At 62.1% G+C, this 16,063-nt stretch carries 15 protein-coding genes and 2 pseudogenes; 13 read left to right on the forward strand and 4 right to left on the reverse strand.

The annotated features are described in order from the left end of the window. Nucleotides 1–8: 8 nt before the first annotated feature. Entirely contained in the window at nt 9–929 is a 921-nt protein-coding gene (locus C2I35_RS17895; RefSeq protein ID WP_103764414.1) for a branched-chain amino acid ABC transporter permease, read from the reverse strand. A 258-nt stretch (nt 930–1,187) separates the two neighbouring features. Between C2I35_RS17895 and C2I35_RS17900 the strand changes: the two genes are divergently transcribed. Genes C2I35_RS17900 through C2I35_RS17950 form a run of 11 tightly spaced genes read left to right on the forward strand, consistent with a single transcriptional unit; the run spans nt 1,188 to nt 10,771 of the window. Beyond that, complete coding sequence (locus C2I35_RS17900; protein WP_170067250.1) at nt 1,188–1,490, forward strand: STAS domain-containing protein; 303 nt, start codon at nt 1,188–1,190, stop codon at nt 1,488–1,490. Further along, nucleotides 1,487–1,849: a response regulator gene (locus C2I35_RS17905; RefSeq protein WP_103764416.1), complete on the forward strand. Its 363-nt coding sequence runs from the start codon at nt 1,487–1,489 to the stop codon at nt 1,847–1,849. Before C2I35_RS17900 ends, C2I35_RS17905 begins: the two co-directional genes overlap by 4 nt. Nucleotides 1,850–1,864: 15 nt before the next feature. Beyond that, entirely contained in the window at nt 1,865–4,057 is a 2,193-nt protein-coding gene (locus C2I35_RS17910) for a chemotaxis protein CheA (protein WP_103764417.1), read from the forward strand. Further along, nucleotides 4,050–4,520, forward strand: a complete 471-nt coding sequence (locus C2I35_RS17915) for a chemotaxis protein CheW (RefSeq protein ID WP_103764418.1) — start codon at nt 4,050–4,052, stop codon at nt 4,518–4,520. The genes C2I35_RS17910 and C2I35_RS17915 overlap by 8 nt, the downstream gene beginning before the upstream one ends. Next, complete coding sequence (locus C2I35_RS17920; RefSeq protein WP_103764419.1) at nt 4,517–5,497, forward strand: CheR family methyltransferase; 981 nt, start codon at nt 4,517–4,519, stop codon at nt 5,495–5,497. Before C2I35_RS17915 ends, C2I35_RS17920 begins: the two co-directional genes overlap by 4 nt. Beyond that, entirely contained in the window at nt 5,494–5,880 is a 387-nt protein-coding gene (locus C2I35_RS17925) for a response regulator (RefSeq protein ID WP_103764420.1), read from the forward strand. The genes C2I35_RS17920 and C2I35_RS17925 overlap by 4 nt, the downstream gene beginning before the upstream one ends. 33 nt (nt 5,881–5,913) lie before the next feature. After that, complete coding sequence (locus tag C2I35_RS17930; RefSeq protein ID WP_103764421.1) at nt 5,914–6,264, forward strand: DUF8776 family protein; 351 nt, start codon at nt 5,914–5,916, stop codon at nt 6,262–6,264. Nucleotides 6,265–6,311: 47 nt separating this feature from the next. Continuing rightward, on the forward strand, nt 6,312–7,529 hold the full coding sequence (locus tag C2I35_RS17935) for a PAS domain-containing protein (protein ID WP_103764422.1): 1,218 nt from the start codon (nt 6,312–6,314) through the stop codon (nt 7,527–7,529). A gap of 40 nt (nt 7,530–7,569) precedes the next feature. Next, on the forward strand, nt 7,570–8,181 hold the full coding sequence (locus C2I35_RS17940; protein WP_146050067.1) for a PDC sensor domain-containing protein: 612 nt from the start codon (nt 7,570–7,572) through the stop codon (nt 8,179–8,181). Nucleotides 8,182–8,206: 25 nt separating this feature from the next. Further along, nucleotides 8,207–10,129: a methyl-accepting chemotaxis protein gene (locus tag C2I35_RS17945; protein ID WP_103764424.1), complete on the forward strand. Its 1,923-nt coding sequence runs from the start codon at nt 8,207–8,209 to the stop codon at nt 10,127–10,129. Between the two features lie 36 nt (nt 10,130–10,165). Then, on the forward strand, nt 10,166–10,771 hold the full coding sequence (locus C2I35_RS17950; protein ID WP_103764425.1) for a chemotaxis protein CheD: 606 nt from the start codon (nt 10,166–10,168) through the stop codon (nt 10,769–10,771). Nucleotides 10,772–11,347: 576 nt separating this feature from the next. On the opposite strand, the gene C2I35_RS22210 is transcribed toward C2I35_RS17950, so the two are convergent. Next, nucleotides 11,348–11,488, reverse strand: a complete 141-nt coding sequence (locus tag C2I35_RS22210) for a PAS domain S-box protein (protein WP_170067251.1) — start codon at nt 11,486–11,488, stop codon at nt 11,348–11,350. 377 nt (nt 11,489–11,865) lie between these two features. On the opposite strand from C2I35_RS22210, the gene C2I35_RS17960 reads away from it, so the two are divergent. Together C2I35_RS17960 and C2I35_RS17965 are read left to right on the forward strand one after the other, a co-directional pair. Then, a complete protein-coding gene (locus C2I35_RS17960) occupies nt 11,866–12,783 on the forward strand; it encodes a diacylglycerol/lipid kinase family protein (protein ID WP_170067252.1) in 918 nt (305 codons plus the stop codon). After that, the gene (locus tag C2I35_RS17965; protein ID WP_103764428.1) at nt 12,780–13,589 is read left to right on the forward strand and encodes a metallophosphoesterase family protein; all 810 of its coding nucleotides are present in this window, start codon (nt 12,780–12,782) and stop codon (nt 13,587–13,589) included. The genes C2I35_RS17960 and C2I35_RS17965 overlap by 4 nt, the downstream gene beginning before the upstream one ends. Before the next feature lie 704 nt (nt 13,590–14,293). Here the strand turns inward: C2I35_RS17965 and C2I35_RS17970 are convergent. Both C2I35_RS17970 and C2I35_RS17975 read right to left on the reverse strand, forming a co-directional pair. Continuing rightward, nucleotides 14,294–15,687: pseudogene (locus C2I35_RS17970) on the reverse strand (IS3 family transposase). A gap of 81 nt (nt 15,688–15,768) precedes the next feature. After that, nucleotides 15,769–16,063: pseudogene (locus tag C2I35_RS17975) on the reverse strand (transposase); the annotation flags it as partial.

Below are 16,063 nucleotides of genomic sequence, written 5' to 3' on the forward strand. Positions count from 1 at the left end.
GCCCCCAATCATGCCCGCGCTCCGAACAGGCCCGTGGGCCTCCACACCAGCACCGCGCTCATCAGGATGTAGATCGCCATCGACGCCAGCGATGCCCCGACCTGCGTGCCCGCCGCCGGCTCCATGAACAGCTTGAAGAACTCGGGCAGGAATATCCCTCCAAGCGTATCCGTCAGCCCCACCAGGATCGCGCCCACGAAGGCCCCCCTGATCGACCCGATCCCCCCGATCACGATCACCACGAACGCCAGGATCAGGACCGGCTCACCCATGCCCACCTGCACCGACTGGATCGCACCCACCAGCGCGCCCGCAAGCCCCGCCAGCGCCGCGCCCAGCGCAAAGACAAGCGTGTACAGCTTCGAGATGTCCACGCCCAGCGCCGCGATCATCTCCCTATCGTTCTCCCCTGCCCGGATACGGATGCCGATCCGCGTGCGTTCGATCAACAGCCACAGACCCAACGCCACGGCCAGCCCCACGCCGATCAGCGCCAGCCGGTACAGCGGATACTGGATGCGTCCCGGCAGCGTCACCGGCCCCGACAGCGCGTCGGGAATGTCCAGGTACAGCGGGAAAGAGCCAAAGAGGTACCGCGTGCCCTCAGAGAAGATCAGGATCAGCGCGAAAGTGGCCAGCACTTGGTCCAAATGATCGGTCGCGTATAATCGCCGGATCACGGCCACTTCCACGACCGCGCCGACCGCCGCCGCCACGGCCAGCGCCGCGCCCAGCGCCAGCAGGAAGCTCCCCGTCGCCGCCGCCACCGCCGCGGCGGCAAAGGCGCCCACCATGTAAAGCGACCCGTGCGCGAGGTTGATCAGCCCCATCACCCCGAAGATCAGCGTCAGGCCCGCGGCCATCAGGAACAGCATCACCCCGAACTGAAGCCCGTTCAGAACCTGTTCGATGATCAGAATGCTCGACATCCGCGCCGCTTTCCCCTGCCGCTATCCGCTGCCCGATGGCGCGGGGTTAAACCACGCCCGGCGCCCAAGGCCAAGCCCCCGCGGCACGCGCGCACTGCGCGCCCCGATGCGGTACGGCCCGACTCGCGCCGTTCTCCCTTATGCAGAACGGCCGGCCCGGGTTTTCTCCGGAAAACAATCGGTTGCCGCTTAACGCCATTTTAAGCCGGCCCTCCTAGCATCCGGCCAGTAACGCATATGCAGTGTGAAGGGCCCCGCATGACAGAACCAGACACTCCAGCCGATGACGCGCCGCTTGACCTTCCCGAGCGCATGGATTTCGCCGCCTGTGAAACCCTGGCGGCCAGCCTCGATGACCGCCGCGGCGCGCGTCTTTGTCTTCACGCCGGCAATGTCGGCTTTCTCGGCGCCCTTGCGGCCGAGATTCTGCTGCGCGCCCGGCAGGAATGGCAGGCCGACGGCACCGCGTTCGACCTGATCGACCCGTCGCCCGATTTTCTCAAGGGGCTGGCTCTTCTCGGCATCCCCAGAAACGCCCTGGTTCAAGAGGACATCGCATGACCCGCATTCTGGCAGTCGACGATTCGCGCACGATGCGCAGCATGTTGCAACAGGCCCTGGCCGGCGCCGGGTTCGAGGTCGAACTCGCCGAGGATGGTGTTGACGGGCTCGAACGTCTCGAAACTGCCGATCCCGACCTGATCATTACCGACATCAACATGCCGCGGCTCGACGGGTTCGGCTTCATCGACGGGGTGCGCAAGGGCGATCGGGTCTCGACCGTGCCGATCCTGGTGCTGACCACCGAAAGCGGCGACGCGCTCAAGCAACGGGCGCGCGACGCCGGCGCCACCGGCTGGATCGTCAAGCCGTTCGACGAGGAGAAACTCGTTCAGATCATCCAGCGTCTCGTCGTCTGAGGAAGGGATAAAGACATGAACGACCTCAACCAGATGTTCTTTCAGGAATGCGACGACCTGCTCGAACAGCTCTCCTCCGGCCTGAACGACCTCGAGGCGGGCGCAGGCGACGAGGAAACCGTCAACAGCATGTTCCGCGCCGTCCACTCGATGAAGGGCGGCGCCGGGGCCTTCGGCCTGGATCAACTCGTCTCCTTCGCCCACGCGTTCGAGAACGTGCTCGACGACATACGCAGCCAAAGGCTGGTGGTGGGCGACAATGTCGTCAACCTCCTGCTGACCGCCAGCGATCACCTCGCCGATCTCGTCGAGGCCGCCAGCCAAGGCACCGAACTGCCGCCCGAACAGGGCGCGTCAATCCTCAGCGACCTCAAACATGTCAGCAATGCCGCCAACGGCACATCCGGCGACGAGCAAGAGACCGTTGAAGAGGTCGACGAAGCCGATTTTCAACCGACGTTCCTCGCGATCGATGGCGACCTGCCCTCGCTCGACGACATGGCGGCCCCCGAGGCGGACGCGCCGGTAACGATCCGGTTCAAGGCCTCGCAACAGCTCTTTGCCAACGGTCACGATCCCGCAATCCTGTTCCGCAGCCTCGAAACGCTCGGCACGCTAGAAATCGAGGCCGATCTCTCCGCGCTCACGCCCCTTCGCGACGGCCCCTGGTCCAAGCCCGCGCTCAGCTGGACGCTGACTTTCACCGCCGACGATTCCGTCGACGAGGCCGCCATTCGCGAAGTCTTCGAATTCGTCGAAGGACTGTGCGAACTCGAGATTACCGCAGCCGCGACCGGCCCCGGCGACCTGCCGCCCCTGCCCGCGCCGTCCGATATCCAGCTGCCCCCCGACGCCATGGCCCAAGACACGGGCACGGCATCTGCAGTCGCGCAACCCACCGGCGACGCTCCGGCGCCCGACCAATCCGATGCAGCGGCGCCCGCCACCAGCGCCCCCCCGGCCGCGTCCCGCCCCGCCAGTTCCCGCACCAGCACGATCCGCGTCGACCTGGACAGGGTCGACCGGCTGATCAACCTCGTGGGCGAGCTTGTCATTGCCGAGGCGATGTTGCGCCAGTCGATGGACGAAATGCCCAGCTCCGCCAACAGCGGCGTGGACGAGGCCATGAGCCAGCTCAAGACGCTTTCGGGGGCGATCCAGGAAAGCGTCATGGCGATCCGCGCGCAGCCCGTGCGAAGTCTGTTTCAGCGCATGTCGCGCATCGTCCGCGAAACCGCGCGCGAGGCCGGAAAATCGGCGCGGCTCGTCACGGTCGGTGACGCCACCGAGGTCGACAAGACGGTCACCGAACGCCTGGTCGAACCCCTGACCCATATGATCCGCAATGCCATCGACCATGGGCTTGAAACGCCCGAGGCGCGGCGCGACGTCGGCAAGGACGAGCGCGGCACCGTCACGCTCGAGGCCAGCCACCGCTCGGGCCGCGTTGTCATCGTCATCAAGGATGACGGTGCCGGCATCAACCGCGAGAAAGTACGCCAGATCGCCATCGACAAGGGCCTCATTCGCCCCGAGGACGACCTCAGCGACGGCGATATCGACAACCTGCTCTTTCGCCCCGGTTTCTCGACTGCGGGAGAGATTTCCAACCTGTCGGGCCGCGGCGTCGGCATGGATGTGGTGCGAAACGAGATCCAATCCCTGGGCGGCCGCGTCAGCCTGCAATCGCTCCCCGGTCGCGGCACCTCGGTGACCGTGTCCCTGCCGCTGACCCTCGCCGTTCTCGAAGGCATGGTCGTCAAGGTCGCCGACCAATCCCTGATCGTGCCAACCTTGCCCCTGCGAGAGATGCTGCAACCCGGCCAGGCCAAGGTGCACACGCTTTGCGACGGCGACAACGTGCTGGCTCTGAACGGCGAGATGGTCCCGATCAAGGATCTCGGCGCCGCGCTCGGCTTTCGCTCCACCCCCATGTGCCTCGGAAGCCAATCCCTTCTGCTGATCGAGGGCGAGTCCGGTCACCGTTACGCTCTCGCCGTCGACGGAATCGCCGAACAGCGGGAGGTCGTGATCAAGGGGCTTGAACAGAACTACCAGAAAATCCCCGGAATCGCGGCGGCAACGATCCTCGGTGACGGGAAAATTGCGCTTATCGTCGACACCGACCAGATGATCGCCCCCCCGGGCCAGGGCGGATGGGTCGACCGCGCCTGGCCAGATGCCACAGGAGACGCCCATCATGCATGACACCGAAACCGAAACCAGGGCCGCCAACCGGGTCGAGATCGTGTGCTTCACTGTCGAGGACCAAGATTTCAGCATCGAGATCTCCCATGTGCTCGAGATCCGCGGCTGGACAAGCACCACCACGCTGCCCCACGCACCGGCCTTCGTCGTCGGCATGATGAACCTGCGCGGTACGGTCCTGCCGGTGGTCGACCTCTCGCTGCGACTAGGCTTCGGCAAGACCGAACCGGGCAAACGTCACGTCATCATCATCGCCCAGATCGACGACAAGATCGTCGGCTTCCTTGTTGACGCGGTCTCCGACATCATCACTGTCGACGAGGCCGAGATGCAGGCCACACCCGATGTCTCCTCTTCCCGAACCCAGGCGTTCATCCGCGGTGTCCACTCCCTTGATGACAAGCTCGTGCGCGCGATCGACGTTCGCGAAGTCCTGCCACAAGAGGCCCCGCTGAGCGCATGAACGACCAACCGCATTCGGCGGCACCGCCCCTGATCAGCTCGCATGAGTTCGCCACCGTCGCCGACCTGATCAAGCGCATGACCGGCATCCATATCAGTAGCAACAAGCGGGCCATGGTTTCAGGTCGTCTGGCCAAGCGGCTCAAGGCGCTGGGGATCAGCTCTGTCGACGCCTATTGCGACTGGCTGCAACGACCCGGCAACGCCGCCGAGCAAGACGCGTTCATTTCTGCGCTGACCACCAACATGACCCGTTTCAACCGAGAGGATCATCACTTCACACACCTCACCGACCATATCCTGCCCGGCCTTGCCGCCGCAGCACGGTCTGGACGGCGCGTGCGACTGTGGTCTGCCGCGTGCTCCACCGGAGAAGAAGCCTATGACCTTGCTTTCCGCGTGCTCGATGCCTGCCCCGAGGCCGCGCGGCTCGACATACGCATACTGGCCACCGATATCGACAAGACTGCGCTCGGAACCGCCCGCGCCGGCGTCTACCCCGCCGCCAGCCTGTCCGATCTGCCACACGGCTTCGCCGACTGCCATCTTGAGCGCGGCAAAGGTGCTGGCAACATGGTGCGCGTGGCGGACGCACCGCGCGATCTTGTGACCTTCAGATGTCTGAACCTCAACGGCGACTGGCCGTTCAATGGCGCTTTCGACGTCATCATGTGCCGCAATGTCACGATCTACTTCGACGAGGACACGCAAGCCCGCCTGTGGCGGCGTCTCGCCGACCGGATTACCCCCGGCGGTGCGCTCTATGTTGGCCACTCAGAACTGCTGCCCGAGGCGATCGCCATACGCTTTACGCAGCAGGAGCGTGGCGCTTTCTGCCTGCCGCCCGACGCTCCGCCAAAGGCGGCTTCCATCACCCGACACGACACTGCGGTCACACCCGCGCCACCGCATACCGAACTGACAAACCTGACCCCGGCTGACGCCCATCGTCCAGACAACAACGGAGGCCTCGGATGAGCCTGAGAGACAAACTGCATATTCTCGTCGTCGATGACATGTCCACCAGCCGTGGCCTGCTGACCCAGGCGCTCGACGAACTCGGCATCAAGAATTATCGCACCGAGGCCGACGGCCACACCGCCTGGAGCAGCCTTGCCTCCAAGCCCGTGCACCTTGTGATCTCCGATTTCAACATGCCGCGCATGGACGGTCTGCAACTGCTAGAGGCGATCCGCTCGCACCGCGCCATCGCCCGGACTGGCTTCATCTTGGTCACCGGCCGGGCCGACAAGGAAATCATCGAGCGCGGCACCCGGCTCGGCATGAACAATTACCTCAAGAAGCCGTTCGAGACCGCGCAACTCAAGGCGTGCATCGAGAAGGTCGTAGGCCGGCTCTGACCCGCCGCACCCGTCAACAACCAGGAGCTTTCCGTGACGCCGCGCCCCACCTCCCGCATTCTCGACATTCTCGCCGAAGAGACCGACGACCTCGCGGCGATCGCGCAACGCCTCGATGCGCTGATCCCTGAAATGGTCGCGCACCTGCCCGCAGACGGCACGGCACATCTGCGTGACCTGCAGCGGGTCGACGCGCTCTGGCAGCACCTGCGTGATATTTCGCGGGTCCTGAAAACCGTCGCGGGCCTGGTCGAAGGCGAAGCGCGCGTCGACGTCTCTCTCCTGCTCGAGCAGGTCCGCCTCGACTACTTCCGGCATCGCTTGCTGGATGACCCGGTGAAACCCCATCTCGGGCTCGGCGACGGCCAGCCGATCCTCTTCTGAAACCATGGCGGCGCTCGACGCGCACGCCCCTGAAAGGACTTCTCGCGATGCAACAAACGGCGACCGCAACCGATCTCACGCCGCCTCCGGAGACAGAGGTCGACTATCCCTCGGAACAGCTTCTTGCCTCGGCGACCGACACCCGCGGCGTTATCGCTTACGCCAACCAGGAATTCTGCAATGTCGCCCACATGTCCAGGGACTATCTCACTGGCGCACCGCACAAGGTCGTGCGCCATCCCGAAATGCCCCGCGGTATCTTTCACCTCATGTGGGAGCGGCTTCACGCCGGGCATCCGGTCTGCACCTACGTCAAGAATTCTACCGGCGACGGCCGCTTCTACTGGGTCTTCGCCACCATTACGCCGACGCGCGACGGCTTTCTTTCGGTCCGGATCAAGCCGCGCTCGGACTTCTTCGCGTTGACCCGCGAGATTTACACCGCCATGCTCGCCGAGGAGGCCCGCGGCCTGCCGCCCGACAAGAGCGCCGAGTGGTTTCTGGACCGGCTTGCCGAACAGGGTCACTCCAGTTTCAGCGCTTTCTCCGACGCCGCCCTCACCGCCGAGTACTCCCTGCGAGAGGACATCGACCGGTCGGCGGATTCCGAACTGCTAAGAATTGCCCAACTGGCCGAAATGTTGAACGAATCCGACAAGCTCGTTCAACAAATCATCAACATATTCCAACAGGTTCGCGGCGAACCTATCAACCTGCGCATTCTCTCCGGCCGGCTGGAGGGGGCGGGCGTGGCGATCGGTACGATCTCCAAGAATTACGAGACAATGTCCGCTGACATGTACCAGATGATCGAGCGCCTGCGCTGCGACGATACCGGCTTGCTGGTACGTATGCGCGGCGCCCTTGTTCACGCCCACAGCGCCGCGCAGATCGCCGACCTGATGGACCTGACAGCGCGCCAGTCGGCAGCGAAACACGATGCGGTGAGCCGAAATCAGGACGGCCGCGAAATCCTTCATGCCCAAGCCGAAAAGCTATCTGAAATCAGCCGCGCTGCCGTCGCCGAGGTAGCGGCACTGGGCAAACTCATTCCGGATGTCTGCCGCCAGCTGCGCCGCCGCATCAACGGCCTCGATCTGGTCAAGCTGCTCTGCCGGGTCGAAAGCGGCCGGATGAGCGAAGTTGACAGCGGCCTTGTCGGTATCATTCACCGTCTGGAAGAGGCCCATCACCAGACCGACCGACACCTCGCCGCGCTCTCCGCCACCGCATTCAAGATTGATGCCACTTCAAAAGCACTGTGATCCGCCGGGGTTCAGAGGATCTTAAATCTTATGCACAATCATGCCGGTCGAACCTGACCATTTCCAACCACCGGAGATATTCATGAAACACACACTCACCACTCTTGCCGCGGCGATGCTTGCCGTCACCGGCGCCCATGCTGCCGGCGAATACGACGGCGCCCTGACCGACCTCGCGAAAGGCACGATCGCCGATTGGGTCGCCGATCCCGTCGTCCTTGGCGCCGTGCGGGCCCAGAACGTCTCGACATCCACCCTGACCGAGCATGAGATCATCGCGCTTGACGCGACCTGGCGCCAGCAGGTCGTCTCGGGTGGCGACCTGATCGACACCGTATTGTCGAACGCGCTTTCGGCTCATCTCAAAGACATCCATATGCAGGGCGCCGGGCGTTACACCGAAATTTTTATTACCGATATCCGCGGTCTCAATGTCGGCCAGAGCGGGGTCACCTCCGATTACTGGCAAGGAGATGAGGCGAAGTGGCAGGTGCCGCATGACACTTCCGGCATCCATATCGGCGAGATCGAATTCGACGAATCCACTCAATCCTACCAAAGCCATGTCAGCGTTCCGATCATGGACGACGGCAGCTTCGTCGGCGTGATCACCGTCGGCGTCAACGTCGAAATGCTCGCCACCGCAAACTGACCCTTCCACCAAACGGGAGCCCGTGATGACAACGACCGCACCAACCACCGATACCGGTCCCGGCCGGATCCCCGCCGCCCTGTCGGCGCTCAGCATCCGATCGAAACTCGCGGTCGCCGTTGCCATCGGCTTCCTCCTCACCTTCGGGGTCTGCTTTGCATTGCTCAGCAAAAACCTGAACTCCATGAGCCTCGAAGAACAAGCCGCGGACCAGGCGGATTTCGCCGCGATGCTCTCCAATCAGATGCGCGGTCCGATGCAGTTCAAGGATGGCGCCCGCCTGGCGGATATCTACGCGACGGCCACAGAAAGTGACGAATCTCTCATCGCGGTCGAGATCCTGCACGGCTCGGGCGAACAGTTGGCCGTCTATAACGCGCGCAATGCCCCACCTGCGCTTCTGCCGCAGGCGCTGAAAGAGTCTTTGGAAACCAAGACCGTCACCCAGATTCTAAGCGGTGAGATCGACATCGTCGCCGTGCCGGTCTTCGCCAAGGACGGAGTGACCGTTCTGGGCGTCGCGGGCTTCGCCTGGGACAACGGCATTTTTCTCGCCGCCCAGAACACAAAGATCCTGCAAATCCTCGGCCTAAGTGCCGTTGTGGCCGTGGCTGGACTTGTGGCGATCTTCCTCGCGATCTCGCACCTGGTAACCGGCCCGATCAAGGCGCTCAGCAATGCCATGAAGGCAGTTGCCAACCACGATTACACCACCGAGATCCCCGGCGCCCGCCGCGGGGACGAGATCGGCACCATGGCACAAGGCCTCGAAGGGTTCCGCGACACTCTACTGCGTGACGAAACCGAAGCCCGGGAGCGGCAGGAACGGACAGCGATGCGGCAAAAGCTGCTGCACCACCTGGGCGAACGTATGTCGCTGCTCGCCTCCGGTCAGACCGATTGCATGATCAAGACGGCCGATTTCGATGGGCTCGATACGGATCACATCGAAATCTGCGACAATTATAACGACGTCGTCTCGAACTTGCGCAGCATGCTGTCCACCATCGTCTCCACCGCCGAAAGCGTCCGCACCAGCTCTCAGGAGATCTCCGAAGTCGCGGAGGACCAGTCGAAGCGCTCCGAGGCCCAGGCCGCGACTCTCGAGGAATCCGCCGCCGCCATTGAAGAGCTGAACAACAGTGTGCAGATGACCGCCACCCTTGCGGTCGACGCCAACGAACGGATTGCCGACAATAAGAAGCGCGCCGCGACCGGCGGCGCGGTCGTCGAACGCACGGTCAAGGCGATGCGCGACATCGAGGATTCCTCTCAGCAGATCACCGCGATCATCGGTGTGATCGACGACATCGCGTTTCAGACCAACCTTCTTGCCCTAAACGCGGGCGTCGAGGCTGCACGTGCGGGCGACTCTGGCCGTGGCTTTGCCGTCGTCGCCTCCGAGGTGCGGGCACTGGCCCAGCGCGCCTCGGATTCCGCAAACGAAATCAAGGAACTGATCACTCGCTCCAGCGAGCATGTCACCGAAGGCAGCGGGCTTGCCAATCAGGCCGGGTCGGCCTTGAGCGACATCATTGACGGCGTCAACCATGTTTCGGACCTGGTGTCGCGCATCGCCACCGGCTCCAGCGAACAGGCGACCAACCTCGCCGAGATCAAGGATAGCGTGACCGAGCTAGACAAGGTGACGCAGCAGAACGCAGCCGTGATCGAGGAGTCCTCCGCTGCCAGCCGCAGCCTGAGTCACGAGGCACGGCGCATGTCCGAGATTCTGCGCCAGTTCAACCTCGACGAGCTGCATGACTCGGGTGCCGATACCGCGCCCCCGCTTCGCGCGGCACAGGCCACGACCGGCTGGGAAGACGAAATCGCCCGAGCGGAAACGCGAGACGCCGCGCCGGCCCAAACGGGCATCGCCGCCAACGCAACCGTGCCTGCCGCCAGTTCGGTCGCGGTAAACGGCCAGGAAGACTGGCATGATTTCTGATCGCGCCCCCGCCACTACGCGGCACCAGGAGGCAGCATGACACATATCGGCAACCGCAACAGAGCTCGGCCGAACCCGGCCGGTCCGAACGGCCAGGCTCCGGGCTCGATCGAGGGTGCTGTCTTCATACCGCTGTTCCAGGGCGAGACCCGGATCTCGGACCGACACGACGAGATCATGACCACGATTCTCGGTTCGTGTATCGCCACGTGCATGTGGGACGCGGTGGCTGGCGTGGGCGGCATGAACCACTTCCTGTTGCCGGGCGCGACCAGCGATCGTGGCGACAACATGCGCTATGGCGTGAATGCCATGGAGCTCCTGGTCAACGGCCTTCTTAAAAAGGGTGCCGACCGCCGGCGCCTCGAGGTCAAGTTGTTCGGCGGTGCCAAGATGTTCGAAGGAGGCGCCGAGATCGGCGCCAAGAATGCCACCTTCGCCAAATGGTACATGGAGAACGAAGGCTTCACCGTGACCGGTGGCTGTCTGGGCGGCACCCGGGGGCGCAAGATACGGTTCTGGCCTGTCTCGGGCCGCGTCCAGCAAAGCTTCATGTCGAACATGAGCGATCCAGCCGTCCCGGTACCAGCGCGTCCGAAACGTGACGACGGTGCGTCACAGGGCGATATACAGCTTTTCTGATCTCTCGCCGGCCGCGCAGCCCCGGCCAAGTTTTTTCAACATGCGGACTTGCCCGAGATTGCATTCTGATCGTGCCGGGGCTGCCTTCACAGGCGTGATCCGGCCTGGTCCATCGTGATCCGCTCCACCGGGCACCCGAACGCCATTTCTTCGCAGGCAAACTGACCCACGCTTTCGTGACGGCAAATCAGAGCCGCTTTCCACTGCATCTATGACATATGAAAGCGCACTGCTCATCGCGAAGCGCGCCTCCACAGCCTAATTGCCGCTTATGCTTGAAAATAGACCTTCGGTTTTTGAATCGGAAACCGCGGCATAGCGGTGAAAGCGTCGCACAAACGATCGATATCGGCCACGCCCCAGGGCGCGACCTCCTGTTCCAGATTGCCGTCGCTGAGGTCGCTCAGCGCCGTTGCAATCCGCTCTATCCCGGTGCGGCGCGGTGATGTCTGTGGCGACCTTGATCACCGCCTCGACATTGCCATCGGCATCGAAAATCGGCGCATAGGTTCCACTGATCCACACTGCTTTGCCTGCGCTGCCCAGAAGCTGCGATAGGCCTCGCTGCGGGCAAAGTCAGTCCGGTGTCACGAACATCGAATGGTGCTGTCCCACCACCTGGTCCAGTGCATAGCCCATCGTGCCAAGAAAATTCTCGTTCGCGTGCAGGATATTTCCGTCACGTGTGAACCGGATCGTCGCTTGGGTCGGACCCACGGCCGACGCCAACGCAGTCGCGAGGTCTGCGTGACCTTGCGATTTCCCGCGCTTATTCCTGCTGCCGAACACCGGTCGCTCCTTTTTCAGACCAGATTATCGAGCACTATAACGACCGTGGCTTCTCAATTGCTTTCCGTGACTACTCCTTACGCGCGTACCCGTCGCGGCCCGGGTCACCGCCTGATCCGGCGCGTCGCTTGCGCATGTCTCCGTACTGCTGACACCCGCGGACCAGGAAATTCATCCGGATAGCCGCCGCGCAGACGTTCCTGCTCTGCCAGGGGAACAGATACCGTCCGTTCGCCGTTGAGCCTGCTGAAGCCGCGACGAAACGCATGGCAAGAACCAAGAACCCAAGGCTCGCGAAAGCTGACATGTCCCACATAGTGATCCTGAACACCGACTCCGGAAAGGGCGACAACAATCCGGGGGCCGATACGATCCAGTCACTGTTCGACGCTCATGGAACGCCCGTGACGATCGTGCCTGTTACAAGCGGCGATGACATCGCTGCGAAAGTCGCCAAGACCATAGAGACGCCCGGGATCGAATGCGTCGTGGCAGCAGGCGGCGACGGAACCATCTGTGCCGTCGCGGGGGCGCTTGCGGACAGCGGCATTGACCTTGGTGTTCTTCCGCTCGGCACGTTCAACTACTTCGCACGCCGCCTGGGCGTTCCCGAGGACGCCGAACAGGCGGTTGACGCAATCTGCAGCGGGCATCGCGCGCCGATCAGCCTTGGCTGTGTCAACGGGCGTGTCTTCATCAACAACGCAAGCATCGGGCTGTACCCCACCATCCTGAAACAGCGAGAGAGCATTTATCGACGTTGGGGACGGTCGCGACTGGCCGCTTACTGGTCCGTTCTCGTGGCGATGGTCACGGTCTACCGGCCCCTGACGATGCGCATCGAGGTTGACGGCACGTTGCAAAGCGCAAAGGCTCCCACGGTGTTTGTCGCGATGAGTGCATATCAGCTGGATGAATTCGGAATAGAAGGGGCTGACGCGGTCAGAAACGGCAAATTCGCAATATTGCTCGCGCCCGATGTTGGCCGCTTCATGCTGATCTGGAAGGCCTTTCTCGTTGCTCTGCGCGACTTGCAGAAAGGCCGGGATTTCACGTTGTTCACCGGTGAGCATGCAACTGTCGAGACCAGAAGATCCGCCAGGGACGTCGCCCTGGACGGAGAGCGCCAGCGCATGACGGGACCGTTCAATTTCAGCATCCTGAAAGACGCCATTCATGTGCGCTTGCCCGCCGCCCCGGCGCAGGAAGACACGGCAGAATGATCCGCCTTGTCCAGATCAGTGACCTGCATTTCGGTCGCGAGGACCCTGACCTTCTGCATCCGCTTCGGGCTGCGATACAGAACGCCGACCCGGATCTCGTCGTGATGGCCGGCGATTTCGTCCAGCGCGCCCGTGCGTCGCAGTTCCGGCCGGCGGCCGACTTCATGAATTCGCTCAGTCGGCCCTGGGTGGGGGTTCCGGGCAACCACGATATCCCGCTCTACAACCTTCTGCTGCGGGCCGTGGACCCGTTTCGCAGATACCGGCGCTGGATTTGCAAAGACCTCGATCCCACCGTCGATCTTGGAGACGTGAAGGTGGTGGGGTTGAACACCACCGATCGGTGGGCACACCAGCGGGGCCGCGTCAGCGAACGCGACGTTCACAGGGTGGGTGACGCCATTTCCTCTCATAAGGGCGGCCTGACAGTGATCGCGGCCCATCATCCGTTTCACCACACGCCCGACATCGAGAAGAACCTGATGGTCGGCGCGTCCAAGGCGTTGGAGCATTGGGCCCAATGCGGGCCCCACGTCATCATGTCGGGCCACCTTCACCAGTGGCTCGTCGAACCTTTCGTGCGCCGCAAGGGCGCGGACATGACACTGCAACTGCACTGCGGCACCGGCCTTTCGACACGACGGCGCGGGCACCCGAACGATTTCGCCGTGCTCGATTGCGGTGCTGCAGAGGTCACGGTGACACGGATGGTGGCCGAAGACAGAGAATTTCGGCGCTCCGCGCGCACCCGGTACTTGGTCGGTAACCACGGGTGGGAAAGACAGGGGACACAAATCGAGCGATGAGTGAAGCCGGCCCGACGTCGGACACCACGCCCTCAAATGCGACATCCGAGGCTTCGGTCGGCGTGGGACGCCAACGAGGCCAGCCTATGCAGGATGCTGACGTCAAACGCCACGGACCACCGTTGACCATGCGGATACCAGCGTGTGCGACACAACAGGTTCTTTTGGTCGCTAAGGGCCCGGATCTGCTGTTCGGCATGCCGCCAAAGTTTGACTGCTTTCAGTCCATCTCCTCAAGGACATTGTAGATATGCCGTCACTCGCGAGACTTTTTCCTTAATCTCCCAAATTTGGGGAAAAGGAGATCAGAACATGTCAGAGCAGCCATAGTTATGCCAAGCGTGAAATTTGAAATCGAAAAAGATCAACGAAATCAAAGGGGAAAATTTGGCGATCTCAAAATCGGCGGACTCTATTGCCAAGGGGTGCGGTCTAGTTTTGCCAAACTAAATCGGCAATAGTCTTGCCATATAGGCGTCAGGCAAAAAAAAGCCGCCCGGCTGGGCGGCTTCAATCGGCAAGATCTTGGGGAATAAAGTCTACAAATCGGCACGCCTGTAGATCGATGCGTGCAAGAGTGCCCGCCTCATAATTGGCTTTATGTCAAGCTTCCGCAACTCCCTCGCAGTTTGTCCGTCTTCAGAGTTTTTCGGACAAGTCGTTTGTTTTGGTATCAGAGGCTCTGGTTCGGTTTCTGTTTGAGTTTAGGCGGCCGCGGCTTTGTGCTGCAACCGGCGCTTTCGGATTGTCTGTTTCTTGATCTCCTCTCTCATTTTCAGGATCGTCCGACCCCGACCGTGGTAGACGTCAGCCGGCGTCAGGTTATCCAGGCTCTCGTGGTATCGCCGAGTGTTGTAGTATCCGACGAAGTCGCCGATCTGGCGTTCAAGATCCCCCGGCAGATAGCAGTTCTCCAGCAGAACCCGGTTCTTCATGGTCTGGTGCCAGCGTTCGATCTTGCCCTGGGTCTGTGGGTGGTGCGGCGCTCCGCGGACGTGATCCATACCTTTGGTATCGAGGTAGTCGGCCAGGTCGGCCGCAACGTAGGACGAGCCGTTGTCGCTGAGCAGCCGGGGCTTGTGAACGACTGTCGCATGAGCACAGCCCGAGGCCTCCAGCGCCAGATCCAGCGTGTCCGTCACATCCACGGCCTTCATTGTCGTGCAGAGCTTCCACGCGATGATGTAGCGGCTGTAATCGTCGAGGATCGTGCTGAGATAGAACCAGCCCCCAACCGATGACCTTGAGATAGGTGAAGTCGGTTTGCCAGAGTTCGTTGGGCCGAGTTGTCTTGTCCCGGAACTCATCCATTGCCCGGCAGGCGATTGCAAAGCAATCTGCCGAGAGGGGGCGGCACGGATCACCACATGGGCCGGAGCCGTGATCAGGTCCTGGGCCTTGAGAAGGCGGTATGCCGAGGACTCAGATACAAAATACCGTTTCTCATCAGTGTATTTGACGGCCAATTCCCGTGGCGTCAGATCCTCATGATCCAGCGCGAACTCGACGAAGGCGTCGCGGATCTCGTCCGGGATGCGGTTCCACACCGACCGAGGCCGCGGGGACGTGTCACGCAAAGCGTCAACGCCGCCATCGGCCCACCGCGCATACCACTGGTAATAGGTGCTGCTGGGAATGCCGAGCATGGTCAGGGTCCGCCTGACCGGCAAATGCGAGGCTTCGACTGTCCGAATGATCTCGAGCTTCTCCGAGGCTGGGTATCTCATGCGTCGTCCTCCCCATCCCCGAACGTGCTTTTTTTGAGCAGCCTGTTCTCCAGTGTCAGCTCCGCGACCACTTCTTTCAGCGCGGCTGCCTCAGAGCGCAGTTCCTTGACCTCGGGAGCTGTCGCCTGACGGGCTGTGTCACCCGCCAGCCGGTTCTTCCCAGCCTCAAGAAATTCCTTCGACCAGCTGTAATAAAGGCTCTCGGCGATCCCTTCACGACGGCACAGGGCCGCTATGCTTTCTTCGCCCCGCATCCCGGCAAGCACGATGCGGATCTTCTCCTCCGCCGAGTAGTGCTTGCGGGTCTTACGCTTGATACCCCTGACAAGCTTGTCAGCAGCATCCTTGGATGTTCCGGATCTCTTGTTCATCTTCGCTCCATTATGGCTTCGATGAACCAGAAATCCTCCGTCCCTCAAACACCTAAATCTGTCCGGTAGGTGCTGACGTTAGACACGCGCCAACCATTCGCCAAAACTGAAGTCTGGCCAACGGTGCGGCCGCATCATGATGATCTTTGCTGCCTGCACAAACAGCATTCTCAGATACCTGCTGCCGCGTTTGGATATTCGTCCAAGAACCGTTCGGCCCCCGGTGCTGTATTGCCTGGGTACGAGGCCCACCCAGGCCGCAAAATCGCGCCCGCGATCAAACGCCTCACCTTCACCGATTGCTGCTACCATCGCTGTTGAGATCATTGGACCGATACCGGGCACCGTCATGACATTCACGCAGTTCTCTTCGGTT

It is taken from the genome of Roseovarius confluentis (assembly GCF_002917925.1).
Taxonomy (GTDB): domain Bacteria; phylum Pseudomonadota; class Alphaproteobacteria; order Rhodobacterales; family Rhodobacteraceae; genus Roseovarius; species Roseovarius confluentis.

Bases quoted from the DNA above. Each gene is read 5' to 3' on its own strand.
- C2I35_RS17965 (WP_103764428.1), top strand. From the start codon at position 12,780: ATGATCCGCCTTGTCCAGATCAGTGACCTGCATTTCGGTCGCGAGGAC.
- C2I35_RS17950 (WP_103764425.1), top strand. From the start codon at position 10,166: ATGACACATATCGGCAACCGCAACAGAGCTCGGCCGAACCCGGCCGGT.
- C2I35_RS17905 (WP_103764416.1), top strand. From the start codon at position 1,487: ATGACCCGCATTCTGGCAGTCGACGATTCGCGCACGATGCGCAGCATG.
- C2I35_RS17915 (WP_103764418.1), top strand. From the start codon at position 4,050: ATGCATGACACCGAAACCGAAACCAGGGCCGCCAACCGGGTCGAGATC.
- C2I35_RS17910 (WP_103764417.1), top strand. From the start codon at position 1,865: ATGAACGACCTCAACCAGATGTTCTTTCAGGAATGCGACGACCTGCTC.
- C2I35_RS17940 (WP_146050067.1), top strand. From the start codon at position 7,570: ATGCCGGTCGAACCTGACCATTTCCAACCACCGGAGATATTCATGAAA.
- C2I35_RS17945 (WP_103764424.1), top strand. From the start codon at position 8,207: ATGACAACGACCGCACCAACCACCGATACCGGTCCCGGCCGGATCCCC.
- C2I35_RS17925 (WP_103764420.1), top strand. From the start codon at position 5,494: ATGAGCCTGAGAGACAAACTGCATATTCTCGTCGTCGATGACATGTCC.
- C2I35_RS17920 (WP_103764419.1), top strand. From the start codon at position 4,517: ATGAACGACCAACCGCATTCGGCGGCACCGCCCCTGATCAGCTCGCAT.
- C2I35_RS17895 (WP_103764414.1), bottom strand. From the start codon at position 929: ATGTCGAGCATTCTGATCATCGAACAGGTTCTGAACGGGCTTCAGTTC.
- C2I35_RS17900 (WP_170067250.1), top strand. From the start codon at position 1,188: ATGACAGAACCAGACACTCCAGCCGATGACGCGCCGCTTGACCTTCCC.
- C2I35_RS17935 (WP_103764422.1), top strand. From the start codon at position 6,312: ATGCAACAAACGGCGACCGCAACCGATCTCACGCCGCCTCCGGAGACA.
- C2I35_RS17960 (WP_170067252.1), top strand. From the start codon at position 11,866: ATGTCCCACATAGTGATCCTGAACACCGACTCCGGAAAGGGCGACAAC.